This is a genomic window from Streptomyces sp. NPDC094143 (genome assembly GCF_040303825.1).
In the GTDB taxonomy this organism is placed as follows: Bacteria; Actinomycetota; Actinomycetes; order Streptomycetales; family Streptomycetaceae; genus Streptomyces.
Genome location: NZ_JBEOTZ010000001.1, coordinates 433721 through 455812 on the forward strand (window position 1 = coordinate 433721; position 22092 = coordinate 455812).

The 22092-nt window shown below is 71.8% G+C and carries 19 protein-coding genes and 1 pseudogene; 13 read left to right on the forward strand and 7 right to left on the reverse strand.

Annotation, left to right across the window (positions count from 1 at the left end; genetic code table 11):
• Nucleotide 1 precedes the first annotated feature (1 nt).
• From ABTZ58_RS01910 to ABTZ58_RS01930, 5 genes are all read left to right on the forward strand, one after another.
• Complete coding sequence (locus tag ABTZ58_RS01910) at nucleotides 2–1027, forward strand: LacI family DNA-binding transcriptional regulator (RefSeq protein WP_351349352.1); 1026 nt, start codon at nucleotides 2–4, stop codon at nucleotides 1025–1027.
• A gap of 262 nt (nucleotides 1028–1289) precedes the next feature.
• A complete protein-coding gene (locus ABTZ58_RS01915; RefSeq protein ID WP_351349354.1) occupies nucleotides 1290–2420 on the forward strand; it encodes a glycoside hydrolase family 12 protein in 1131 nt (376 codons plus the stop codon).
• A 306-nt stretch (nucleotides 2421–2726) separates the two neighbouring features.
• Nucleotides 2727–4961, forward strand: coding sequence for a glycoside hydrolase family 3 N-terminal domain-containing protein (locus tag ABTZ58_RS01920; RefSeq protein WP_351349357.1), 2235 nt, complete (start codon nucleotides 2727–2729; stop codon nucleotides 4959–4961).
• An 82-nt stretch (nucleotides 4962–5043) separates the two neighbouring features.
• Nucleotides 5044–7266 carry a glycoside hydrolase family 6 protein gene (locus ABTZ58_RS01925; protein WP_351349360.1) on the forward strand — a complete coding sequence of 741 codons (2223 nt, stop codon included), beginning with the start codon at nucleotides 5044–5046 and terminating at the stop codon, nucleotides 7264–7266.
• 55 nt (nucleotides 7267–7321) lie between these two features.
• Nucleotides 7322–8404, forward strand: coding sequence for a lytic polysaccharide monooxygenase (locus ABTZ58_RS01930; protein ID WP_351349363.1), 1083 nt, complete (start codon nucleotides 7322–7324; stop codon nucleotides 8402–8404).
• 64 nt (nucleotides 8405–8468) lie between these two features.
• On the opposite strand, the gene ABTZ58_RS01935 is transcribed toward ABTZ58_RS01930, so the two are convergent.
• Nucleotides 8469–9146: a hypothetical protein gene (locus ABTZ58_RS01935; protein WP_351349366.1), complete on the reverse strand. Its 678-nt coding sequence runs from the start codon at nucleotides 9144–9146 to the stop codon at nucleotides 8469–8471.
• Between the two features lie 183 nt (nucleotides 9147–9329).
• Between ABTZ58_RS01935 and gcl the strand changes: the two genes are divergently transcribed.
• Entirely contained in the window at nucleotides 9330–11114 is a 1785-nt protein-coding gene (gene gcl / locus ABTZ58_RS01940; protein ID WP_351349369.1) for a glyoxylate carboligase, read from the forward strand.
• 68 nt (nucleotides 11115–11182) lie between these two features.
• Here gcl and ABTZ58_RS01945 read toward each other — a convergent pair whose 3' ends face one another.
• From ABTZ58_RS01945 to ABTZ58_RS01965, 5 genes are all read right to left on the reverse strand, one after another.
• A complete protein-coding gene (locus ABTZ58_RS01945) occupies nucleotides 11183–11362 on the reverse strand; it encodes a hypothetical protein (RefSeq protein ID WP_351349372.1) in 180 nt (59 codons plus the stop codon).
• Nucleotides 11363–11835: 473 nt separating this feature from the next.
• On the reverse strand, nucleotides 11836–12072 hold the full coding sequence (locus tag ABTZ58_RS01950; RefSeq protein WP_351349376.1) for a hypothetical protein: 237 nt from the start codon (nucleotides 12070–12072) through the stop codon (nucleotides 11836–11838).
• Nucleotides 12073–12384: 312 nt separating this feature from the next.
• Nucleotides 12385–13842 carry a catalase gene (locus ABTZ58_RS01955; protein ID WP_351349379.1) on the reverse strand — a complete coding sequence of 486 codons (1458 nt, stop codon included), beginning with the start codon at nucleotides 13840–13842 and terminating at the stop codon, nucleotides 12385–12387.
• A 198-nt stretch (nucleotides 13843–14040) separates the two neighbouring features.
• Nucleotides 14041–14934, reverse strand: a complete 894-nt coding sequence (locus ABTZ58_RS01960) for a 2-hydroxy-3-oxopropionate reductase (RefSeq protein ID WP_351349382.1) — start codon at nucleotides 14932–14934, stop codon at nucleotides 14041–14043.
• Between the two features lie 27 nt (nucleotides 14935–14961).
• Nucleotides 14962–15783 (reverse strand): TIM barrel protein, encoded by an 822-nt coding sequence (locus ABTZ58_RS01965; RefSeq protein WP_351349385.1) that lies wholly within the window; start codon nucleotides 15781–15783, stop codon nucleotides 14962–14964.
• Nucleotides 15784–16060: 277 nt separating this feature from the next.
• Between ABTZ58_RS01965 and ABTZ58_RS01970 the strand changes: the two genes are divergently transcribed.
• From ABTZ58_RS01970 to ABTZ58_RS02000, 7 genes are all read left to right on the forward strand, one after another.
• Nucleotides 16061–16312 carry a hypothetical protein gene (locus ABTZ58_RS01970; protein WP_351349388.1) on the forward strand — a complete coding sequence of 84 codons (252 nt, stop codon included), beginning with the start codon at nucleotides 16061–16063 and terminating at the stop codon, nucleotides 16310–16312.
• Nucleotides 16309–16677, forward strand: a complete 369-nt coding sequence (locus tag ABTZ58_RS01975) for a helix-turn-helix domain-containing protein (RefSeq protein WP_351349391.1) — start codon at nucleotides 16309–16311, stop codon at nucleotides 16675–16677. The genes ABTZ58_RS01970 and ABTZ58_RS01975 overlap by 4 nt, the downstream gene beginning before the upstream one ends.
• Before the next feature lie 163 nt (nucleotides 16678–16840).
• The gene (gene uraD / locus ABTZ58_RS01980) at nucleotides 16841–17350 is read left to right on the forward strand and encodes a 2-oxo-4-hydroxy-4-carboxy-5-ureidoimidazoline decarboxylase (RefSeq protein WP_309095804.1); all 510 of its coding nucleotides are present in this window, start codon (nucleotides 16841–16843) and stop codon (nucleotides 17348–17350) included.
• 7 nt (nucleotides 17351–17357) lie between these two features.
• Nucleotides 17358–17753 (forward strand): hydroxyisourate hydrolase, encoded by a 396-nt coding sequence (gene uraH / locus ABTZ58_RS01985; protein WP_351349395.1) that lies wholly within the window; start codon nucleotides 17358–17360, stop codon nucleotides 17751–17753.
• Between the two features lie 4 nt (nucleotides 17754–17757).
• Nucleotides 17758–18705 carry a factor-independent urate hydroxylase gene (gene pucL, locus ABTZ58_RS01990; RefSeq protein WP_351349398.1) on the forward strand — a complete coding sequence of 316 codons (948 nt, stop codon included), beginning with the start codon at nucleotides 17758–17760 and terminating at the stop codon, nucleotides 18703–18705.
• A 108-nt stretch (nucleotides 18706–18813) separates the two neighbouring features.
• On the forward strand, nucleotides 18814–20193 hold the full coding sequence (locus ABTZ58_RS01995) for an 8-oxoguanine deaminase (protein WP_351349401.1): 1380 nt from the start codon (nucleotides 18814–18816) through the stop codon (nucleotides 20191–20193).
• 209 nt (nucleotides 20194–20402) lie between these two features.
• Entirely contained in the window at nucleotides 20403–21791 is a 1389-nt protein-coding gene (locus ABTZ58_RS02000) for a nucleobase:cation symporter-2 family protein (RefSeq protein WP_351349404.1), read from the forward strand.
• Nucleotides 21792–21887: 96 nt separating this feature from the next.
• Here ABTZ58_RS02000 and ABTZ58_RS02005 read toward each other — a convergent pair.
• Nucleotides 21888–22022 (reverse strand): annotated as a pseudogene (locus tag ABTZ58_RS02005) (acyl-CoA thioesterase); the annotation flags it as partial.
• Nucleotides 22023–22092: the final 70 nt, after the last annotated feature.

Below are 22092 nucleotides of genomic sequence, written 5' to 3' on the forward strand. Positions count from 1 at the left end.
CATGGTCAAGCGGCGGCCCGGTACGACGCCCACGCTGGAGCAGGTGGCCGCGCTCGCCGGCGTCGGGCGGGGCACGGTCTCCCGCGTCATCAACAACGAGGCGGGCGTCAGGGAGTCCACTCGCATCGCCGTGCAGCGGGCCATCGCCGAACTCGGCTACGTGCCCAACCTGGCCGCGCGCTCGCTGGCCGGGCGGCGGGCCGACGCCGTGGCGCTCGTGATGACGGAGCGCGACTGGCGGCTGTTCGGTGAGCCGTTCTTCTCGGAGACGGTCACCGCCGTCGGCGACGCGATCGCCGAGACCCCGGTGCAGCTGCTGCTCACGCTGGTCCGCACGGACGCGGAGCGGCAGCGGTTCGTCGAGTACGCGCGCGGCGGCCGGGTCGACGGGGTGCTGCTGATGTCGGTGCGCGCCGAGGACCGGCTGCCCGACATGCTCGCCGACGCGGGCCTGCCCACCGTCCTGCTGGGCCGCCGCTCCGGCGACGAGCAGATCACTTATGTCGACGCGGACAACGTGGGCGGCGCCCGCGAGGCGGTGGACCACCTGCTGCGCGGCGGCCGGCGGTCGATCGCGACGATCACCGGCCCGCTCGACATGTACGTCGCCCGGTGCCGCCTGCGCGGCTACCGGCAGGCACTGGAGCGGGCGGGGCTGCCCGCGCCGGCCTCCCGGACCGTCGAGGGCGACTTCACCGAGGCGAGCGGACGCCGGGCGATGGCCGAACTCCTCGAGCGCCACCCGGACGTGGACGCGGTGCTCGCCGCCTCCGACACCATGGCCGCCGGTGCCCTGGCCGTGCTGCGCGCGGCGGGGCGCCGGGTGCCCGACGACGTGGCGGTCGTCGGCTTCGACGACTTCGAGCTCGCCCGGCACACCGACCCGCCGCTGACCACCGTCCGCCAGCCGCTGGAGCAGATCGGCCGGACGATGGTGCGGCTGTTGCTGGAGGAGATGGAGCAGCCGGAGGTGGCGTGGCGCCATGTGATCCTGCGGACGCAGCTGGTGGTGCGGGAGTCGGCGTGAAGCCGTCCGGGAGCGCTCCCAACTCCCGCGCACTGCGCAGCCGTTGATCGGGACGGCCGACGCACCCCACTGACCTGCGGCTTCGAAATTCATTCGATGGATTCCCGTCTAACGGGTTGTCAGGGACATGGAGTGGCTCCTACAGTCGCGACCGAAACCGGTGAGGTGGGAGCGCTCCCATCAGTGGGGAGGTGGGAGCGCTCCCGAACTCCGAAGCCGCAGCACCTCCGTCATCCGGTTCCCACGGAGAGAGGCCCCCCGCATGCGATCGTCACCGCACCGCCTCCGCACCGTCCGCGCCCTGTTCGGTGCGTTGCTCACCACGCTCGCCACCCTGGCGGCGCTCCTCGCCGCCACCGCGCCCGCCCGGGCGGACACGGTCGTCTGCGAGCAGTTCGGCTCGACCGTGATCCAGGGCCGCTACGTCGTCCAGAACAACCGCTGGGGCACCAGTGCCCCGCAGTGCGTCACCGCGACCGACACCGGCTTCCGGGTCACCCAGGCCGACGGCTCGGTACCCACCAACGGGGCGCCGAAGTCGTACCCGTCGGTCTTCAACGGCTGCCACTACACCAACTGTTCGCCGGGCACCAACCTGCCGGCACAGCTCAGCACGATCTCCAGCGCGCCCAGCAGCATCTCGTACGGCTACGTCTCGGGCGCCGTGTACAACGCCTCGTACGACATCTGGCTGGACCCGACGCCCCGCACCGACGGCGTCAACCGCACCGAGATCATGATCTGGTTCAACCGGGTCGGGCCGATCCAGCCGATCGGCTCCCAGGTCGGCACCGCGTCCGTCGGCGGGCGCAGCTGGGAGGTGTGGACCGGCAGCAACGGGTCCAACGACGTGATCTCCTTCGTCGCTCCCTCGGCGATCTCCAGCTGGAGCTTCGACGTCATGGACTTCGTCGACCAGACGGTGGCCCGGGGGCTGGCGCAGAGCAACTGGTACCTGACCAGCGTCCAGGCCGGCTTCGAGCCGTGGCAGAACGGCGCCGGGCTCGCCGTGAACTCCTTCTCGTCCACCGTCAACACCGGGGGCCAGGACCCGGGCGGGCCCGGCGGCCCGGCGGCCGCCTGCCAGGTGGCGTACGAGGCCAACGTCTGGCAGGGCGGCTTCACCGCCGACGTGACGGTGAAGAACACCGGGTCGACGGCGGTCGACGGCTGGAAGCTCGGCTTCACGCTGCCGTCCGGGCAGCGGGTGGCCAACGCCTGGAACGCGACCCTGTCCGGCACCTCCGGCGCCGTCACGGCGAGCCCCGCCGCGCACAACGCGCGGATCGCGGCCGGCGGCACGCAGAGCTTCGGCTTCCAGGGCACGTACAGCGGCGGCTTCGCCGAGCCGGGCGGCTTCACCCTGAACGGCACGCCCTGCTCCGTCGCCTGACCCGCGGCGCACCGACCCGCTCCGGGCTCCGCCCTGCGCCGAAAGGGCGGACCCCGGAGCGTTCCACCCGCGGCTCCCGGGGGCGGCGCGTGACGTGCCGTCCCCGGGGGTGCCGAAGCGGGCACCGTCCCGGGAGCCCGCGCAGCGCGTCTCACGGACTCGCGTACGGCCGGCCGCCTTGAGCTCCGGACCGGGTGCGGTCGGTCGGACCCGCGGGGGCACCGCCCCTGCGGCCCGCACCACGCACCGGCCCCTGCGGCCCGCACCACCCCCGCCCCTCCGGCCCGCATCCGGAAAGGCTCAGCCATGACCCCGCCCCTCCGCGAAGCTCCCACCCGACGCTCCACCCGACGCCCGGCGTTCGTCGCCGCGCTGTGCGCCGCCGCCCTCGCCGTGACCGGGCTCACCGCCGCCGCCCCGCCCGAGCGGGACACCGTGCGGGCCGCCGCCGTGCCGCCGTACCAGGACCCGGCCCTGCCCGTGCCGCAGCGGGTCGAGGACCTGCTGGGCCGGATGACGCTCGACGACAAGCTGGGCCAGATGACGCAGATCGAGAAGGACGCCCTGGTCCCGCGCTCCGACCTGGCCACCTACCGCATCGGCTCGGTGCTCTCCGGCGGCGACTCCACGGTCAGCCCCAACAACGCGCAGACCTGGGCCGACACCTACGACACCCTCCAGCGCACCGCCCTGACCACCCCGCTCGGCATCCCGATGATCTACGGCATCGACGCGGTGCACGGCCACAACGCGGTGCGCGGCGCCACCCTCTTCCCGCACAACATCGGACTCGGCGCCACCCGCGACCCCGCCCTGGTGGAGCGCGTGGGCCGCGCGGTCGCCGAGGAGGTCGCCGGCACCGGCATCGACTGGTCGTTCGCCCCGTGTCTGTGCGTGGCCCGCAACGACCGCTGGGGGCGTACGTACGAGTCGTTCGGCGAGACGCCCGAACTGCCCACCGCCATGACCTCGTTCATCACCGGCCTGCAGGGCGGCACCCTGGGCGGCGACCCGGCCTCCGTGCTCGCCACCGCCAAGCACTACCTCGGCGACGGCGGCACCACCGGCGGCGTCGACCAGGGCGACACCCGGCTCTCCGAAGCCGAGTTGCGGGCCGTCCACCTGCCGCCGTTCAAGGAGGCCGTCAAGCGGGGCGCGGGCTCGGTGATGCTCTCCTACAGCAGCTGGAACGGCGTACGGTCGCACGCCCACAAGTACCTGGTCACCGATGTCCTCAAGGGTGAGCTGGGCTTCACCGGCTTCGTCGTGTCCGACTGGGCGGCGGTCGACCAGCTGGACGGGCAGACCGGTTTCACCGGCGCCGAGATCACCACCGCCGTCAACGCGGGCGTCGACATGGTGATGGTCCCGCACGACTACAAGAAGTTCCTCAGCCTGCTGCGCGGTGAGGTGAACGCGGGCCGCATCCCCATGGCCCGGATCGACGACGCCAACCGGCGCGTCCTGACCAAGAAGTTCCAACTCGGCCTGTTCGAGCGGCCGTTCACCGACCGCTCGTACACGCCCACGGTCGGCTCGGCGGCCCACCGCACGCTCGCCCGGCAGGCGGTGCGCGCCTCGCAGGTGCTGCTGAAGAACGACGGCGGCGTGCTGCCGCTGCCGAAGACCGGCCGGCTGTTCGTCGCCGGGAAGTCGGCCGACGACATCGGCAACCAGAGCGGCGGCTGGACCGTCGGCTGGCAGGGCCGCAGCGGCCCGGTCACCGAGGGCACCACCGTCCTCCAGGGCATCCGCGCCGCCGTCACCGACCCGTCCCGGGTCACCTACGACCGCTACGGCAACGGCATCGACGGCGGCTACACGGCAGCGGTGGCCGTCGTCGGCGAGACCCCGTACGCCGAGATGCGCGGCGACCGGCCGGACGGCATGGGCCTCGACCAGGAGGACCTGCAGACCCTGGCCCGGCTGAAGGCGAGCGGCGTGCCCGTCGTGGTCGTGCTGGTCTCCGGCCGCCCGCTGGACATCGCCGCCCAGTTGCCCGACTGGAAGGCCCTGCTCGCGGCCTGGCTGCCCGGCACCGAGGGCGGAGGCGTCGCGGACGTGCTCTTCGGCGACCACGCGCCCACCGGCAAGCTGCCCATGACCTGGATGCGCAGCGCCTCCCAGCAGCCGATCAACGACGGCGACGGCAAGAGCCCGCTCTTCCCCTACGGGCACGGCCTGACCTACGGCACGAACCCCGGCCCGGATCCCGATCCCGAGCCGGACCCCGACCCGACCCCGGCCAAGGCATGCACCGCCACCCACAAGCTGGTCAACTCCTGGCCGGGCGGCCACCAGGCTGAGGTCACCGTCAAGAACACCGGCACCGGCCCGATCACGGGCTGGACGGTCGACTGGGACCTCGGCGGCGCGACCGTCACCAGCCTCTGGAACGGCACCCACACGGTCGCGAGCGGCCGGATCACGGTCCGCAGCACCGGCTCGGGCGGCACCCTCGCCGCCGGCGCCACCACCTCGTTCGGCTACACGGCGAGCGGCACCGCGGGCACCCCCGCCCCGCGCTGCACCCCCGCCTGACCCGACCCACGGTTCTCCCCACCGGTTGATCCCGCGGATGTCCCCACACCCGTCACCCGCACCCCCGCACCGAGGAGAGCACATGACAGACCGGACCAGACGCGCGGACACCCGCCCGCGCAGGCCGCACCGCAAGCGGACGGCGGCCCTGGCCACCGCGGTGAGCACGCTGCTGCTGGGCGCGGCGGCCCAGCTGACCGCGCCCCAGGCGTCCGCCGCGGAGGCGCACGTCGACAACCCGTTCGCCGGCGCCTCGTTCTACGTCAACCCGGACTACGCGCGCCTGGTCGACGGATCCATCGCCCAGACCACCGACGCGACGCTCAAGGCCAGGATGGAGAAGGTCAAGAGCTATCCGACGGCCGTCTGGCTGGACCGGATCGCCGCCATCCACGGCGGCGAGGTCAACGCGGGCCGCAAGAGCCTCGCCGACCACCTGGACCTGGCCCTCGCCCAGAAGAAGCCCGGCCAGCCGCTCGTCGCCACCTTCGTCGTGTACGACCTGCCGGGCCGCGACTGCTCCGCCCTCGCCTCCAACGGCGAACTGCCGCTCACCGCCGCCGGGTTGGCGCGCTACAAGAGCGAGTACATCGACGAGATCGCCGAGGTCTTCGCCGATCCCAAGTACCAGGACATCCGCATCACCACGGTCATCGAACCGGACGGCCTGCCGAACCTGGTCACCAACCTCAACGACCCCGAGTGCGCCCAGGCCAAGAGCAGCGGCATCCAGGTCGACGCCATCCGGTACGCGCTGAACAAGCTGCACGCCATCCCGAACGTGTACACGTACATGGACTTCGCCCACTCGGGCTGGCTCGGCTGGGAAAACAACCTCTCCCAGACCACCCAGCTCTACACGGACGTCGTCAAGGGCACCACGGACGGCCTGCGCAGCGTGGACGGTCTGATCACCAACGTCTCCAACTACACGCCGCTCGCCGAGCCGTTCCTCCCCGACCCGAACAAGACGGTCGGCGGCAACCAGATCCGGTCCGGCAAGTACTACGAGTGGAACCCGAACTTCGACGAGTCGGACTTCACCAAGGCCGTGCACGCCTCGCTGGTGGCGCAGGGCTGGCCCGCCTCCACCGGCATGGTCGTCGACACCTCCCGCAACGGCTGGGGCGGCGCCGGGCGGCCGACCGCCGAGTCCACCAGCACCGTCCTCGACACCTACGTCAGCCAGTCCAAGGTGGACCGGCGGACCCACCGCGGCCTGTGGTGCAACGTCAACGGCGCGGGCCTCGGACAGCCGCCGCAGGCCTCGCCCGCCGGGTATCCGGACTCGCACCTCGACGCCTTCCTGTGGATCAAGCCGCCGGGGGAGTCGGACGGGGCCAGCAAGGACATCCCGAACGACGAGGGCAAGCGCCCGGACCCGATGTGCAACCCGGACTACACGGCGCCCAACGCGGGCGGCAACCCGACCGGCGCCATGCCGGACGCGCCGCTCGCCGGCCACTGGTTCCACAACCAGTTCTCGATGCTGGTGCGCAACGCGTACCCGGCCGTGCCCACCGACGGCGGCGGCAACCCGGACCCGTCCGACACCACGGCCCCGACCGCGCCGGCCGGCCTGCGGGCCACCGCGAAGACCGCGTCCAGCGTCTCCCTGGCCTGGACGGCGGCCACCGACAACGTGGGCGTCACCGGCTACGACGTCTACCGCGACGGCACCAAGGTCAGCGCCTCGCCCGTCACCGGGACCACGTTCACCGACACCGGACTGAGCGCCGCCACGGCGTACAGCTACACCGTGCGCGCCCGGGACGCCGCCGGGAACGTCTCCGCGGCCTCGACCGCGCTGAGCGTCACCACCGAGGCGGGCGGCGGCGGACCCGACCCGGTCGGCGGCCTCAAGGTCACTTACAAGAACAACGACGCCTCGGCCACGGACAACGCCATCCGCCCCGGCCTGCGGATCGCCAACACCGGCAGCGCCTCCGTGGACCTGACCAAGGTCACCGCCCGCTACTACTTCACCCGGGACGACGGCTCGTCCACCGTGAACGCGTTCTGCGACCACGCGGGCGTGGGCTGCTCCAACCTCACCCTGCGGGTGGTACCGCTGACCACCCCGGTCGCGGGCGCCGACGCCTACCTGGAGGTCGGCTTCCGCAGCGGCACCCTGGCCGCAGGCAAGGACACCGGCGACCTCCAGCTGCGCCTGGCCAAGTCCGACTGGTCCGCGTTCGACGAGACCGACGACCACAGCCGGACCACCACCGCCTCCTACACCGACGCCCCGAGGGTCCCCGCCTACCTGAACGGCGCCCTGGCCTGGGGCACCCCGCCGGCCTGACCCGCCCCGAACCCCCGGGGAGACAACCGAACCCACCATCCCCACAGGAGAGAACATGGCTCGAAGCACCAGACGCCCCCTGTCCTTACTGGCGGTCCTGGTCACCCTGCTCAGCGGGCTCGGTCTGGCCCTGATCGGCCAGAACAGCGCGCAGGCGCACGGCGTGACGATGACGCCCGGCTCGCGGACCTACCTCTGCTGGCTGGACGCCAAGACCAGCACCGGCTCCCTCGACCCGACGAACCCCGCGTGCAAGGCCGCGCTCGCCGAGAGCGGCGCGAGCGCGCTGTACAACTGGTTCGCCGTGCTCGACTCCAACGCGGGCGGGCGCGGCCCGGGCTACGTCCCGGACGGCAAGCTGTGCAGCGCCGGCGACCGCTCCCCGTACAACTTCACCGGCTACAACGCCGCCCGCGCCGACTGGCCCCGCACGCACCTCACCTCCGGGGCGACCATCCGAATCAAGCACAGCAACTGGGCGGCGCACCCGGGCGACTTCCGGGTGTACGTCTCCAAGCCCGGCTACTCGCCCACCAAGCCGCTGGGCTGGGGCGACCTGGAGCTGATCCAGACCGTCACCAACCCGCCGCAGTCCGGTTCGGTGGGCAGCGAGTCCGGCCACTACTACTGGGACCTGAAGCTGCCCTCGGGCCGCTCGGGCGACGCGATGATGTTCATCCAGTGGGTGCGCTCGGACAGCCAGGAGAACTTCTTCTCCTGCTCCGACATCGTCTTCGACGGCGGCAACGGAGAGGTGACCGGCATCCGCGGCTCGGGCGGCACCCCGGACCCGACGCCCACGCCGACCCCGACGCCCACCGACCCGCACACCGGGTGCATGGCCCTGTACAAGGTGACGAACCAGTGGGGCGGCGGTTTCCAGGGGTCCGTCGAGGTGATGAACCACAACACCACCGCGCGTGACGGCTGGGCCGTGCGCTGGCAGCCGGGAGCCGGGACCCGGATCAGCCAGGTCTGGAACGGCAGCCTGAGCACGGGCACCGACGGCACGGTGACGGTCAAGCACGCGGACCACAACCGCACCATCCCGCCGGACGGCACCGTCACGTTCGGCTTCACGGCCACCTCGACCGGGAACAACCTGCCGGTCGGCACGGTCACCTGCGTCAACCCGTAACACCGCGCACGCCGGCGCCGGTTCCCGCACCGCGGGGGCCGGCGCCGTCCTGCGTGCGGGCGTCTCAGGCGGCGAACTCCTCGGCCGGCTCGTTCAGCGGCTGGGGAGTGCCCGTCAGATCGAGCACGAACAGCGGCACGCCCAGCGCGTCGGCGCGGGCGCGGGCCTCGTCGCCGTACCCGGCGAGGGAGAAGTAGACGCAGGCCGCGGACTCCGTCATCGCGGTCAGCCACAGGCACTCCACGTCCCGCGCGTCCGCCGGGCGCACGGTCGGATCCACCTGGGCCAGCACGCCCCGCGCGGCGAGCCCGATCCCCGAGGGCGGACGCCGGTCGGCGCGGCGCACGTCCCGGTGGCCGAGCCAGCGCAGATAGAGGGCGGCCGCGGTCACCGCGTCACGCGCGGTGCGGATGGTCACCGGCCGGAAGGCGGGGCGCACCGGCCGCGGCGGGATGTCGCGCGGGGCGTCGCGCACGCCCGCCACCGGGAAGCGCAGCACCGTGCCGCAGGGACAGCCCAGTTCCGGATGCGGCCACGCGGAGGGACGGTCGCAGGCCGCGCAGTGCACGGTCACCCACTCCTCGTCCCAGGACCGGTGGGTGACGGTGGCCGGCAGCGCCCGCGGATCGAGCGGGGGCGCGACGGGCGCTCCGCAGGCGCACGGATAGGACGGCACGGCGAAACGATGGGCGCGCCCACAGACCGGGCAGCGCAACGGCACGCTCTCGGACATGCCTCCCATCGTCCACCCGCGGGCCCGCGCCTGTCCGTTGCTCCGCCCATCACCCCGGACGTCTCTTGACGGCTTCACCGCACCCCCCTACATTGCTTCCAGATAGTAGAAACTAATTTCCGCAATACGGAAGGTGCTCACGGCGGGGCGCGACGGGAGTGCGTATCCGACAGCCGAACCAGGAGTAGATCCATGGCTCGTATGACCGCTGCCCGCGCGGCAGTCGAGATCCTCAGGCGTGAGGGCGTCACCGACGCGTTCGGTGTCCCGGGCGCGGCGATCAACCCCTTCTACGCGGCGCTCAAGGCCTCCGGAGGAATCGCCCACACCCTCGCCCGGCACGTCGAGGGCGCCTCCCACATGGCCGAGGGCTACACCCGTACCCACCCGGGCAACATCGGCGTCTGCATCGGCACCTCCGGCCCGGCCGGCACCGACATGATCACGGGCCTGTACTCGGCGACCGGCGACTCCGTCCCGATCCTGTGCATCACGGGCCAGGCCCCGACCGCCGTGATCCACAAGGAGGACTTCCAGGCCGTCGACATCGCCTCCATCGCCGAACCGGTCACCAAGATGGCCGTGACCGTCCTGGAGGCCGCGCAGGTCCCGGGCGTCTTCCAGCAGGCGTTCCACCTGATGCGCTCCGGCCGCCCCGGCCCGGTCCTCATCGACCTGCCGATCGACGTGCAGCTGACGGAGATCGAGTTCGACCCGGAGACGTACGAGCCGCTGCCGGTCTACAAGCCCGCCGCCTCCCGCGCCCAGGTCGAGAAGGCCCTCGGGATGCTGAACGCCGCCGAGCGGCCGCTGATCGTCGCCGGCGGCGGCGTCATCAACGCCGACGCCTGCGAACTGCTCGTCGAGTTCGCCGAGTTGACCGGCACGCCCGTCGTGCCCACCCTCATGGGCTGGGGCATCCTGCCCGACGACCACGAGCTGAACGCCGGCATGGTCGGCCTGCAGACCTCGCACCGCTACGGCAACGCGACCTTCCTGGAATCCGACTTCGTCCTCGGCATCGGCAACCGCTGGGCCAACCGCCACACCGGCAGGCTGGACGTCTACACCGCCGGACGGAAGTTCGTCCACGTCGACGTCGAGCCGACCCAGATCGGCAGGATCTTCCCCCCCGACTACGGCATCGCCTCCGACGCCAAGGCGGCCCTGGAGCTGTTCGTGGAGGTGGCGCGCGAGATGAAGGCGGCCGGCCGGCTGCCCGACCGCTCCGCCTGGGCCGCGTCCGCGCAGGAGCGCAAGGCGACCCTCCAGCGCCGTACCCACTTCGACGACATCCCGATCAAGCCGCAGCGCGTCTACGAGGAGATGAACAAGGCCTTCGGACCGGAGACCCGCTACGTCTCCACCATCGGCCTCTCGCAGATCGCCGGGGCCCAGATGCTCCACGTCTACCGGCCCCGGCACTGGATCAACTGCGGCCAGGCCGGGCCGCTCGGCTGGACCGTCCCGGCCGCGCTCGGCGTCGCCAAGGCCGACCCGGAGGCGTCCGTCGTCGCGCTCTCCGGCGACTACGACTTCCAGTTCATGATCGAGGAACTGGCCGTCGGCGCGCAGCACCGGATCCCGTACGTCCACGTCCTCGTGAACAACTCCTACCTGGGGCTGATCCGGCAGGCGCAGCGGGCCTTCGACATCGACTTCCAGGTCAACCTGGAGTTCGAGAACATCAACTCGCCCGAGCTCGGCGTCTACGGCGTCGACCACGTCAAGGTGGCCGAGGGCCTCGGCTGCAAGGCGATCCGGGTGACCGACCCGGCCGAGCTGGGCGCCGCGTTCGAGCAGGCCAAGAAGCTCGCCGCCCAGTACCGGGTCCCGGTGGTCGTCGAGGCGATCCTGGAGCGCGTCACCGACATCTCCATGTCCACGACCAACGACATCGGCAACGTCGTGGAGTTCGAGGAGCTCGCCACCGAACCGGGGCACGCCCCGACGTCGATCAGGACGCTGAAGGTCTGAAACCCGCGGGCCAGGGGCGGTCCGTCCGTGAGGACGGGCCGCCCCTCACCCATGCCCGGAGGCGCGGATCACTCCCCGCCCTCCGCCGCGGTAGGAGTAGCCCCGTAACCGCCGCCCGTGCCGCGCGGCGAGTGCTTCAGCAGGGTCTTGCCGCCCACCTCGGAGCGGCGGACCAGGCCCGCCCGCAGGGCGAAGCGGGGCACCAGCAGGCGCAGGGCCGGCTCGCCGCGCAGGGCCACGGCCGGCAACCGGTCGTCATGACTCGGTCGTGCCTGCTCGCGGGCAGGGGCCGGGTCTGCCGCAGGTCCCGGACATGGCGGGCGGCGCGCGTCGGGCCGAGCAGCGGCCGGCGCGGCAGGCCGGCCTCCGCGAGCGCGATGCGCGTCAGCGCGGCGGCCGGCCGGATGCCGGGGTCCCTCACCAGGGTCCTCAGCCCGGCGGCTGGGGGACGGCCAGCTGGCCGCCGTCACGGTCGCCGTGGTGGACCTGCGTCCAGGGGCCTGGTCGAGGCCGATGCGCAGTGCGATCTCGGGCGGCTCCAGCGGCACCGCCGTACCGTCGCTCATGGCCTCACCCCCGAACCGGGCCCGCCCCCCCCGTGCCGGCGGGCCCGTGTGCCGAGAATGTGCCCGGCCCCGGGGGCGGTTGAAGCCCCCCGGGGCCGGGTTCAGAGGTTCATTTGAGGGTTCCGTACGCCGCGTACGACCGGTGCCGTACGCGCTCAGCTGCCGTGGTGCTCCGAGAGCCCGGGCCAGTCGTCCGGGCCGCCGCCCTGCCACTCGACGAGGTCGTTCTCCTCGACATCGGTCACATAGAGGTCGGCCAGCCGCAGGATCTCCGCCACGTCGTCGACGTGGGTGGCGACGCCCAGGGGCTCGTCGCCCAGCGTGACCCGTCGCGAGCCGTCCAGGGCGGGAGCGTGGACCACGACGTTCGGATGCCCGGTCGGATGTGCCATGCCTTCAGGCTGCCGCCGCGGGGGAGGTTCCGCACCCCGGGGGCCGGCTGGCCGTCCGGCGGCGCGAGGCTGGGCGCGACAGGTCGTTCGCGCCGCCGGACGGGGTGTGGGGGGAGGGGAAGTGGGTGCTGGGACCGCGGCGGGTGCGACGGCGTCCGGAGCGGACTTCCCTCAGGTCGAGAAGCCGGTCCTGACCCCTTCACCACCGCACTGGCTCGCAACCGCCGCGGTCCGTGCCCTGCCCGTGTCCGTGCCCGGGGCGGCCACCCCTCATCCGGGCCGCAGCGGGCGGTCGGACACGGTCAGGGAGTCTCAGTCCTCGCGCAGCGCGCGAACCGCCTCCGCCACGCGCCTGCCGTACTCCGGGTCGGCGGCGTGGAAGTGCGCGAGGTTCTTGTCGATCACGTCGTCGCGGGAGACCCGGGACAGGTCCCCGGCGATGTTCGCGACCAGACGGGACTTCTCCTCGGCGGACATCAGCCGGTACAGCTCGCCCGCCTGGAAGAAGTCGTCGTCCTTGGTGTGCGCGGGCGCCGCGTGGGTGCCCGTGTGGCCGTGCACGGCGAGCGGGGCCGACAGCGGCCGGCCGGTCTCGACCGGGCCGTCGTAGGAGTTCGGCTCGTAGTTCTTCGCGTGGCGGCCCTGCGGGTTGGACGCCATCAGGCCGTCCCGGCCGTAGTTCTCGGCGGTCGTGGCCCGGGGCGCGTTGACGGCGAGTTGTGTGTGGTTGACGCCCAGCCGGTAGCGGTGGGCGTCCGCGTAGGCGAACAGCCGGCCCTGGAGCATCTTGTCCGGCGAGGGACCGATGCCCGGCACGAAGTTGTTCGGGGAGAACGCGGCCTGCTCGACCTCGGCGAAGACGTTGTCCGGGTTGCGGTCGAGGACCAGCCGGCCCACGCGCCGCAGCGGGTGGTCACCGTGCGGCCAGACCTTGGTCAGGTCGAACGGGTTGAAGCGGTACTCCGCCGCCTCGGCCGCCGGCATGATCTGCACGTACAGCGTCCACGACGGGTGCACGCCCCGCTCGATTGCCTGGAGCAGGTCGGTCTGGTGCGAGTTCGGGTCCTTGCCCGCGAGCTCGGCGGCCTGCTCGCTGCTCAGGCAGCGGATGCCCTGGTTCGTCTTGAAGTGGTACTTGACGAAGAAGGCCTCGCCACGGGCGTTGGTCCACTGGTAGGTGTGCGAACCGTAGCCGTTCATGTGCCGGTACGAGGCCGGGATGCCGCGGTCGCCCATCAGCCAGGTCACCTGATGCGTGGCCTCCGGGGAGTGGGCCCAGAAGTCCCAGACGTTGTCCGGCTCCTGACGGCCCGTGAACGGATCGCGCTTCTGCGAGTGGATGAAGTCCGGGAACCTGATCGGGTCCTTGATGAAGAAGACCGGGGTGTTGTTCCCGACGAGGTCGTAATTGCCCTCCGCCGTATAGAACTTCACCGCGAAACCGCGCGGGTCTCGCACGGCGTCCGCGCCGCCGAGGCTGTCGGCGACGGTCGAGAAGCGCACGAACACCTCGGTGCGCCTGCCGGCCTCGCCGAGGAAGTCGGCGTGGGTGAACTCCGTGACGTCGTCGGTCACTTCGAAGTGGCCGTACGCGCCCGAGCCGCGGGCGTGCACCACGCGCTCCGGGATGCGCTCGCGGTTGAAGCGCGCGAGCTTCTCCAGCAGATGCTGGTCCTGGAGCAGGAGCGGGCCGCCGACGCCGGCGGTGGCGGAGTTCTGGTTGTCGGCGACGGGGGCGCCGGACTCGGTGGTGAGCACGCGCTGCGACATCGTGACCTTCCGTACGAGAGGGCAGCGGAAAACTGTTTCCGCTTTGTGGAGCCTAGGGTCGGGGCGATCGGAGCGTCAACAGTTTGTTGAAGCGGTGGGCATGGCAGGACCGGGCGGTGCCGCCCCTTTGGGCGCGACAGGACAGATGTCAGCGGCGGCACCGCCCGGAGCGGGGAGACCCCCCTCGACCGGGCGGGGTCAGATCCGTGTGCCGGAGAGCCGTTCCACGGCCCGCAGCAGCGCCGAGTGGTCCAGGCCGCCGTCACCCTGCGCGCGCAGGGACGCCACCAGCTGAGCGACCACCGCGCCGACGGGCAGGGCCGCGCCGACGTTGCGGGCGGCGTCCGTGACGATGCCCATGTCCTTGTGGTGCAGGTCGATCCGGAAGCCCGGCTTGAAGTCCCGGGTGAGGAAGTTGTCCTTCTTGCGGGCCAGCACGGTCGAGCCCGCCAGGCCGCCGCCCAGGACGTCCAGGGCCGCCTTCAGGTCCACGCCGGACTTCTCCAGGAAGACCACGGCCTCCGCGCACGCCTGGATGTTCACGGCGACGATCAGCTGGTTGGCGGCCTTCACGGTCTGGCCGGAGCCGTGCGGGCCGCACAGCACGATCGTCTTGCCCAGCGCCTCGAAGACGGGCTTCGCCTCGTCGAAGTCGGCCTGCTCGCCGCCGACCATGATGGACAGCACGGCCTCGATCGCGCCGGCCTCGCCGCCGGACACCGGGGCGTCCAGGACGCGAATGCCCTGGTCCGCGGCGGCCTTCGCCAGATCGACGGACGTCTGCGGCGTGATCGAGGACATGTCGATCAGCAGCGCGCCGGACCGCGCGTTCTCCAGGATCCCGTCGGGGCCGTAGGCGACGGCCTCGACCTGCGGCGAGGCGGGGACCATGGTGATGACGACGTCGGCGTCCCGCACGGCTTCGGCGACGGAGGATGCGGCCGTTCCGCCCGCCGCAGCGAGCCGGTCCAGCTTGTCCCGCTCCAGCGTGTAGCCGGTGACCTGGTAACCCGCCTTGATCAGGTTCTCGGACATGGGGGAGCCCATGATGCCGAGGCCGATCCAGGCGACCTTGGGGAGGGTGGAGCTCATGATGGGGTGCCTTTCGGTGAAGAGGGGTCAGCGGGGCAGCCAGTCGAAGGCCTCGGCGCTCGGGCGGTCACCCGGCTTGTACTCGAGGCCGACCCAGCCGTCATAACCCGCCTTCCTCAGCCGGTCGAGGAGGTCTTCGAGGGGGAGCGAGCCGGTGCCCGGCGCGCCGCGTCCCGGGTTGTCGGCGATCTGGACGTGGCCGGTCCTCGGGGCGAACCGCTCGATCACCGCCGGCAGGTCCTCGCCGTTCATGGACAGGTGGTAGAGGTCCATGAGGAAGCGCGCGTTGCCCAGTCCGGTGGCCTCGTTGACCCGGTCGACGACCTCGACGGCGGCGGGCGCGGACACCAGCGGGTACAGCGGGGACTCCGGCTTGTTCAGTGCCTCGATCAGCAGCACGGCGCCGATCCGGTCGGCGGCCCGGGCCGCGAGGACCAGGTTCTCCAGCGCGAGCGCGTCCTGCTCGGCCGGGTCCACTCCCTCGACGCGGTTGCCGTACAGCGCGTTGAGGGCCGTGCAGCCCAGCGAGGCGGCGAGGCCGGCGGCCACCTCGATGTTGGCGCGGAACCGCTCCGACTCGGTGCCGGGGACCGACAGGGCGCCGCGGTCCGGGCCCGGCAACTGCCCGGCGTAGAAGTTCAGCCCGGTGAGCCGTACGCCCGCGTCCTCGATCGATCGCTTCAGGGCGTCGAGCTCGGACTGCCCGGGGGTGGGTGTGTCGGTCCAGGGCCACCACAGCTCGACCGCGGTGAAGCCGGCCGCGGCGGCGGCCGCGGGGCGCTCCAGGAGCGGGAGTTCCGTGAAGAGGATCGACAGGTTGACGTTGAAGCGCTGGTCTGCGAATCCCATCGGGCCGCGCTCCCTTCCGCTGTATTTCGCATTGTGGAAGTTGCTTTCTGCTTAACGGAAGACTGCCGTCGGATCTCCCCGCTTGTCAAGAGCGCGTGGGGGGAGTCCGTTCCTCGGCTGCCGCCCGGATCCCCCGGCAGGTGTGGCCCGCCCCGCCCGCCCGTGGGTCGGCTAGGGTCGCCTCGTGGCGGGCCCGGCGTGTCCGCCGGTCGCCGCCGCGTCCGCCCCGTCGTGGGCGGGCCGGTGACGGCGCAGGTCATCACGGTGAGGGGGCGCTATGCGCTTGAGGGTGGAGTTCACGACCGAGCCCTTCGACCTGGACGAGGCGCCCGCGCACGCGCTGGTCGCCCGCGAGGTCGTGGAGGCCGCCGAACTGGACGCCGTGGACGTCGGCCCGTTCGGCAACACCGCGCAGGGCGGTGCCGACGCGGTGCTCGCCGCCGTGGACGCCCTGCTCCGCAGGACCCTGGAGGCCGGCGCCACCCGGATCTCGCTCCAGGTCAACGTGGTCGAGGAGGACCGGGCATGACCGGCGCGGGGGACGAGCCGTTCATCGCGGCCGTGAAGCCCCTGGTCGACGCCATGGGCGGCGAGATGATGCCCCCCGACGAGGCCGGACCCGACGACGTCGTGCTGTCCTGGGAGGGCCGCGACGCCGTCGCCGTACGGCTGCCGCAGCTCGCCGACTCCCTCGATCACATCCTGGCCGCCATGGAGCGCCGCAAGGGCATGCCGCTGGCCGACCTGGACCGCAAGGCCAAGCAGGAGGTCGTGCGCATACTGGAGGCGCGCGGAGCCTTCTCCGTACGGCACGGCGTGGAGACGGTGGCCGGCGCCCTCGGCGTCAGCCGCTTCACCGTCTACAACTACCTCAACCGCGAGAAGGGGTCCTGACCGGCCCTCCCCGGCCTCTTTGGGCCGCGCCGCCGCCGCTCGGTTTCCGCGCTGTTTCCCCGCCGCGAATTTTCAACAAACTGTTGACGCGCTGTCGCGGAAGGGCGTTAGCTATCGGCACGCCCGTTCAGCACGACGGCCGCATCCGGCCACGGAGGCTCCCGTGACTTCCACTTCCACGCCGCCGGGGCTGGCCCGGTTCAACACCCTGGAGGAGCACGCGGCCCTCACCGCGCTCCACGAGGCGTGCGCCTCCACGGCGTGGGCGAAACGCCTGCTCGCCGCCCGCCCCTACGCCACCCCCGAGGACCTGTACGCCGCGAGCGACGCCGCCACGGCGGAGCTGACGGCCCCGGACCTCGACGAGGCGATGGCCGGTCACCCGCCCATCGGCCGCCCCAGGCCCGGCGATGCCACCTCGGCCCGCGAACAGCGCGGCATGGCCGGCGCCTCCGACGAGCTCAAGGCGGAGATGCTGGAGCTGAACCTCGCCTACCAGGAGAAGTTCGGCCATGTCTTCCTGATCTGCGCCACCGGCCGCACCGGCGAGCAGATGCGCGACGCGGTCCGGGAGCGGATCGGCAACACGCCGGAGCGGGAGCGGGAGATCGTCCGCACCGAACTGGGGAAGATCAACCGCATCCGTCTGGCCCGACTCGTCGAAGAGGACTGACCGCACCATGAGCACCTCCGCCACCGCGTCCGTGTCCACGCACATCCTGGACACCAGCGCCGGCCGCCCGGCCGAGGGCGTCGCCGTCCACCTGTCCGCCCGGCCCGGGCGTGCGGCCGGCTGGCAGGCGCTCGGCGGCTCGGCGACCGACGCGGACGGCCGGTGCAAGGACCTTCCGGCCCTGCCGGAGGGAACCACCCACGTGCGGCTCGACTTCGCCGTCGAACCGTACTTCGAGAAGAAGCAAGCCGATGCGCAGCAGGACGCCCCCGCGAATCGGGACAGCGGCGCCGGCGTGTTCTTCCCGGAGGTGGCGATCACCTTCGCCGTCGTCCCGGGCGAGCACTACCACGTACCGCTGCTGCTCAACCCGTTCGGCTACTCCGTATACCGAGGGAGCTAGCTCAATGACCGTCAATTCCCGCCCCGGCCGCCCTGTCCTGCTGGGACAGAACCAGTACGGCAAGGCCGAGAACCGAGTCGTGAGGATCACGCGGGACGGCGCCACCCACCACATCAAGGACCTGAACGTGTCCGTGGCGCTGAGCGGCGACATGGACGAGGTGCACTACTCCGGCTCGAACGCCAACGTCCTGCCGACCGACACCACCAAGAACACGGTGTTCGCCTTCGCCAAGGAACACGGCATCGAGTCCGCCGAGCAGTTCGGCATCCACCTGGCCCGGCACTTCGTCACCAGCCAGGAGCCGATCCACCGGGCCCGGATCCGCATCGAGGAGTACGCCTGGGAGCGGATCGAGGCCTCCGACGCCAACTCGCAGTTCATCGGCGCCGACGAGGTCAAGCACTCCTTCGTCCGCAAGGGCCAGGAGACCCGCCTCACGCAGATCACCTACGACGGTGAGAAGTGGGAGGTGATCTCGGGCCTGAAGGACCTGGTCGTGATGAACTCGACGAACTCCGAGTTCTGGGGCTACGTCAAGGACAAGTACACGACCCTGAAGGAGGCCTACGACCGCATCCTGGCCACCGAGGTCTCCGGCCGCTGGCGCTTCAACTGGACCGACGACGACGAGCGCATGCCGAACTGGGAGAAGTCCTACGAGCAGGTGAAGAAGCACATGCTCCAGGCCTTCGCCGAGACGTACTCGCTCTCGCTGCAGCAGACGCTGTACCAGATGGGCGCGCGGATCATCAACCACCGCAGCGAGATCGACGAGGTCCGCTTCTCGCTGCCGAACAAGCACCACTTCCTGGTCGACCTGGAACCGTTCGGGCTGAAGAACGACAACGAGGTCTACTACGCCGCCGACCGCCCCTACGGCCTGATCGAGGCGACGATCCTCCGCGAGGGGAGCGAGGCGCGCATCCCGGTGGACCTCACCAACCTCTGACGTTCCCTTTTTCGGCACCCGTGGCCGGGGGAACCCGTCCCCCGGCCACGGCACTCAAACTCCCGGGGTCCTGCCGTGCCCTGCCCACATCAGCGCAAAGGACGAACCATGGCAGCAGACCGGCGCATCGTCATCGAGCACTGTGCGATCGCGACCGTCGACGGACACGACACCGAGTACGCCTCCGGACACGTCGTCATCGCCGGCAACCGCATCGAATCCCTCGGCGCGGGCGCCGCTCCCGAGGGCCTGGCGAACGTGGCCCGCCGCATCGACGCCTCCGGCCACCTCGTGACCCCCGGCCTGATCAACACCCACCACCACTTCTACCAGTGGATCACCCGCGGCCTGGCCACCGACCACAACCTCTTCGACTGGCTCGTCGCGCTCTACCCCACCTGGGCACGCATCGACGAGCCGATGGTCCGCGCGGCGGCCCAGGGCTCGCTCGCGATGATGGCCCGCGGCGGCGTCACCACCGCCATGGACCACCACTACGTCTTCCCGCACGGCTCCGGCGACCTCTCCGGCGCGATCATCGGCGCCGCCCGCGACATGGGCGTCCGCTTCACCCTCGCCCGCGGCTCCATGGACCGCAGCGAGAAGGACGGCGGCCTGCCCCCGGACTTCGCCGTGGAGACCCTCGACGGCGCCCTGGCCGCCACCGAGGAGACCGTACGCCGGCACCACGACGCCTCCTTCGACGCCATGACCCAGGTCGCCGTCGCCCCCTGCTCGCCCTTCTCCGTCTCCACCGAACTGCTGCGCGACGGCGCCCAGCTGGCCCGCCGCCTCGGTGTCCGGCTGCACACCCACGGCTCGGAGACCGTGGAGGAGGAGAAGTTCTGCCACGAGCTGTTCGGCATGGGCCCGACCGACTACTTCGAGTCCACCGGCTGGCTCGGCGAGGACGTGTGGATGGCGCACTGCGTCCACATGAACGACTCCGACATCGCCGCTTTCGCCCGCACCCGGACCGGCGTCGCGCACTGCCCCTCCTCCAACGCCCGCCTCGCGGCCGGCATCGCCCGCGTCCCCGACATGCTCGCCGCCGGCGTCCCCGTCGGCCTCGGCGTCGACGGCACCGCCTCCAACGAGTCCGGCGAACTCCACACCGAGCTGCGCAACGCCCTGCTCATCAACCGCCTCGGCGGCCACAAGGAGGCCGCGCTCAACGCCCGCCAGGCCCTGCGCCTCGGCACGTACGGCGGCGCCCAGGTCCTCGGCCGGGCGGCTCAGATCGGCTCCCTGGAGCCCGGCAAGCTCGCCGACCTGGTCCTGTGGCGGATGGACACCCTCGCCCACGCCTCCATCGCCGACCCGGTGACCGCCCTCGTCCTCGGCGCGGCGGCCCCGGTCACCGCCTCCTTCGTCAACGGCCGGCAGATCGTCGAGGACGGGCGCCTGCTCACCGCCGACGAGGACGCGATCGCCCGCGCCACGCGCGACGAGGCCCGGCGCCTGGCGCGGATCGCCGCCGAGGCCTGACCACCCGGATACTCCGGCCGGGAGGGACGGCTCCCGTCCGGTGGCCGTGGACCCGAGCGGGGTCCGCGGCGGCTGTTCCGGGGCGCGCACACGCGCGCGCCCCGGAACAGCCACCCGTCACCAGGTCCCGCACGACCACCCGCACCACCTCCTTGACACCCACGGCCGCCGCTCGGCGCAGCCGTGTAACCGACCGGAGGGACGCCGCCGTGGCCGACCACCCCGTTGACGAAAAACTCCCCGCGCTCAAGATGGCGACGACCGGCCTGCAGCACGTGGCCGCCATGTACGCCGGAGTCGTCGCCCCACCCCTGATCGTCGGCGCGGCCATCGGCCTTACCGCCACCGACCTGACCTTCCTCACCGGCGCCTGCCTGTTCACCGCGGGCCTCGCCACCTTCCTGCAGACCCTCGGCATCTGGAAGATCGGCGCCCGGCTGCCGTTCGTCAACGGCGTCACCTTCGCCGGTGTCGCCCCGATGACCGCCATCGTCGCCTCCACCGAGGACAAGTCCGACGCCCTGCCGGTCATCTTCGGCGCGGTCATCGTCGCCGGACTCCTGGGCTTCTTCGCCGCCCCCGTCTTCTGCAAGGCGATCCGCTTCTTCCCGCCGGTCGTCACCGGATCCGTGATCACCCTCATCGGCATATCGCTGCTGCCCGTCGCCTTCGGCTGGGCGCAGGGACCGAATCCGGCCGCGGACGACTACGGCTCGGCGACCAACCTGGGCCTGGCGGGCGGGACCCTGCTGATCGTGCTGCTGCTGCGCCGCTTCACCCGGGGCTTCGTCAAGCAGATCGCCGTGCTGCTGGGCCTGGTGGCCGGCACGCTGATCGCGATCCCGTTCGGCGTCACGGACTTCGGCCCGGTCGCGGACGCGGCCGTCATCGGCTTCCCGACCCCGTTCCACTTCGGCGCCCCGCAGTTCCAGCTCGCCGCGATCATCTCGATGTGCGTGGTGATGGTGGTGTCGATGACCGAGTCGACCGCCGACATGCTGGCCCTCGGCGAGATCGTCGACCGCCCGGCCGACGAGCGGACCATCGCGGCCGGCCTGCGCGCCGACACCCTCGGCTCGGCACTCAGCCCCCTCTTCAACGGCTTCATGTGCAGCGCCTTCGCGCAGAACATCGGCCTGGTCGCGATGACGAGGATCCGCAGCCGGTACGTCGTCGCCGCGGGCGGCGGGTTCCTGGTGCTGATGGGCCTGTGCCCGATGGCCGCCTCGCTGATCGCCGTCGTACCGCGCCCGGTGCTGGGCGGGGCGGGCGTGGTCCTGTTCGGCTCGGTCGCGGCCAGCGGCATCCAGACCCTTGTCCGGGCCGGCCTGGACAAGGACAACAACGTCCTGATCGTCGCCGTCTCCCTGGCCGTCGGCATCGTCCCCATCACGGCGCCGGAGTTCTACCACGCTTTCCCCGAGACGGCCCGGATCGTCCTGGACTCCGGCATCTCGACCGGCTGCGTGGCGGCGGTGCTGCTGAACCTGGTCTTCAACCACCTGGGCCGGAAGGGCCGGGACGCCCACGACGTGACCCACCCGATGGAACCGGGCGAGGAGCTCACGAGCGCCCGCAAGGCACCGGCCGCCTCATGAACCCCACGGACTCCGCATAGGAGGCTGCTGCCCCGGTCGGCTCACCGTCGGCCGGGGCCAGGGGGCCGGGGAACGAGGGGGAGACGGGCCGATGGGGCTGATCCCGGCTGCCTGGAGCAGCGACCAGCGGGCGTGCTCCGCGTAGTTCAGATAGACCGCCTGGTTGAGGTGTCCCTGCACGTCCGTCTCGCATCCACGGACGGTCACAGGGACGGAAAACGGCTCGCTCACGGCTTTCCCTTCTCGCGCCGGACTTCCTCGCACGGGCGTCCCGTGCCCTGTGCAACGATCCGTCGATCCT

Coding starts and splice junctions, on each gene's coding strand:
- ABTZ58_RS01910 (WP_351349352.1), top strand. CDS start 2: ATGGTCAAGCGGCGGCCCGGTACGACGCCCACGCTGGAGCAGGTGGCC.
- ABTZ58_RS01915 (WP_351349354.1), top strand. CDS start 1,290: ATGCGATCGTCACCGCACCGCCTCCGCACCGTCCGCGCCCTGTTCGGT.
- ABTZ58_RS01920 (WP_351349357.1), top strand. CDS start 2,727: ATGACCCCGCCCCTCCGCGAAGCTCCCACCCGACGCTCCACCCGACGC.
- ABTZ58_RS01925 (WP_351349360.1), top strand. CDS start 5,044: ATGACAGACCGGACCAGACGCGCGGACACCCGCCCGCGCAGGCCGCAC.
- ABTZ58_RS01930 (WP_351349363.1), top strand. CDS start 7,322: ATGGCTCGAAGCACCAGACGCCCCCTGTCCTTACTGGCGGTCCTGGTC.
- ABTZ58_RS01935 (WP_351349366.1), bottom strand. CDS start 9,146: ATGGGAGGCATGTCCGAGAGCGTGCCGTTGCGCTGCCCGGTCTGTGGG.
- gcl (WP_351349369.1), top strand. CDS start 9,330: ATGGCTCGTATGACCGCTGCCCGCGCGGCAGTCGAGATCCTCAGGCGT.
- ABTZ58_RS01950 (WP_351349376.1), bottom strand. CDS start 12,072: ATGGCACATCCGACCGGGCATCCGAACGTCGTGGTCCACGCTCCCGCC.
- ABTZ58_RS01955 (WP_351349379.1), bottom strand. CDS start 13,842: ATGTCGCAGCGCGTGCTCACCACCGAGTCCGGCGCCCCCGTCGCCGAC.
- ABTZ58_RS01960 (WP_351349382.1), bottom strand. CDS start 14,934: ATGAGCTCCACCCTCCCCAAGGTCGCCTGGATCGGCCTCGGCATCATG.
- ABTZ58_RS01965 (WP_351349385.1), bottom strand. CDS start 15,783: ATGGGATTCGCAGACCAGCGCTTCAACGTCAACCTGTCGATCCTCTTC.
- ABTZ58_RS01970 (WP_351349388.1), top strand. CDS start 16,061: ATGCGCTTGAGGGTGGAGTTCACGACCGAGCCCTTCGACCTGGACGAG.
- ABTZ58_RS01975 (WP_351349391.1), top strand. CDS start 16,309: ATGACCGGCGCGGGGGACGAGCCGTTCATCGCGGCCGTGAAGCCCCTG.
- uraH (WP_351349395.1), top strand. CDS start 17,358: ATGAGCACCTCCGCCACCGCGTCCGTGTCCACGCACATCCTGGACACC.
- pucL (WP_351349398.1), top strand. CDS start 17,758: ATGACCGTCAATTCCCGCCCCGGCCGCCCTGTCCTGCTGGGACAGAAC.
- ABTZ58_RS01995 (WP_351349401.1), top strand. CDS start 18,814: ATGGCAGCAGACCGGCGCATCGTCATCGAGCACTGTGCGATCGCGACC.